This window comes from Micromonospora saelicesensis (genome assembly GCF_900091575.1).
In the GTDB taxonomy this organism is placed as follows: domain Bacteria; phylum Actinomycetota; class Actinomycetes; order Mycobacteriales; family Micromonosporaceae; genus Micromonospora; species Micromonospora saelicesensis.
Window position 1 is genome coordinate 449236 of the sequence record NZ_FMCR01000007.1, and the last position, 1413, is coordinate 450648.

A 1413-nucleotide genomic window follows, 5' to 3' on the forward strand; every position below is an offset into this window, starting at 1 on the left:
TCACCACCACGGAAACCACCCTCGCGGTCACCACCGCGGAAACCACCCTCACGCGGAGCGCTGGAACGCGAACCGTCCCGGTCGCCACCGCGGAAGCCGCCCTCACGCGGAGCGCCGGAACGCGAGCCATCACGGTCGCCACCCCGGAAACCACCTTCGCGGCGGTCGCCGCCCCGGAAACCACCGTCGCGGTCACCACCGCGGAAGCCACCCTCACGCGGAGCGCCGGAACGCGAGCCATCACGGTCGCCACCCCGGAAACCACCTTCGCGGCGGTCCCCGCCCCGGAAACCACCCTCACGGTCACCGCCACGGAAGCCGCCCTCGCGCGGCGGGCCGGAGCGAGTGCGGTCGCCGCCCTGGTAGCCGCCCTCACGACGGTCACCACCACGGTAGCCACCCTCGCGGGGAGCGCTGGAACGCGAACCGTCCCGGTCGCCACCGCGGAAGCCACCCTCACGGGGAGCGCCCGAGCGCGAACCATCACGGTCACCGCCGCGGAAACCACCCTCACGGCGATCGCCGCCACGGAAACCACCGTCGCGGTCGCCGCCACGGTAGCCACCTTCACGCGGAGCGCTGGAACGCGAACTGTCGCGGTCACCGCCGCGGAAACCACCCTCACGGGGAGCGCCGGACCGGAAACCGCCCTCACGCGGAGCGCCGGAGCGTGAACCATCACGGTCGCCGCTGCGGTAGCCGCCCTCGCGCGGAGCGCTGGAACGCGAGCCGTCGCGGTCGCCGCCGCGGAAACCACCCTCGCGGCGGTCGCCGCCGCGGTAGCCGCCCTCGCGGGGGGCGCTGGAGCGCGAGCTGTCCCGGTCACCACCACGGGAGCCAGAGTCGCGGCCGCCGGCGTATCCGCCTCGGGCGCCGCCGCTGTCACGGTCTCCCCGATACGGGGGCCGGCCTTGGTCATCGCGGCGCGGGCCGCGGTCGCTTCCGCCCGCACCGTCAGTACGGTCTTCGTAACGACGGGGACGGTCTCCGCCCTGCGGTCCTGAACTCACAGGTACATCCTTCCTGATTGCGCCACCAATGGCGCTACGCAGTCGAGGGCCGACCCGGATGGGGCGGCCCTCGACTGGAAGATTGTCCGGCGGCGTCCTACTCTCCCACACCCTCACGAGTGCAGTACCATCGGCGCTGGAGGGCTTAGCTTCCGGGTTCGGAATGTAACCGGGCGTTTCCCCTCCGCCATGACCGCCGTAACTCTATGAACATATCAAACAACCCCGGCAAAAAAACACGGGTGTTCGCTTGTTCAGAGTTGCACAGTGGACGCGTAGCAGCTTAGTAGTCAAGTCCTCGGCCTATTAGTACCGGTCAACTGAACCCGTTACCGGGCTTACATTTCCGGCCTATCAACCCAGTCGTCTAGCTGGGGGCCTTACCCCACAAAGTGGGTGGGAT

General features: G+C 69.8%; 1 rRNA gene and 1 pseudogene. One reads left to right on the forward strand and one right to left on the reverse strand.

The annotated features are described in order from the left end of the window. Positions 1 to 674: pseudogene (locus tag GA0070561_RS33810) on the forward strand (hypothetical protein); the annotation flags it as partial. Positions 675 to 1094: 420 nt separating this feature from the next. On the opposite strand, the gene rrf reads toward GA0070561_RS33810, so the two are convergent. Then, positions 1095 to 1211 (reverse strand): 5S ribosomal RNA (gene rrf, locus GA0070561_RS28445). Between the last annotated feature and the right edge of the window lie 202 nt (positions 1212 to 1413).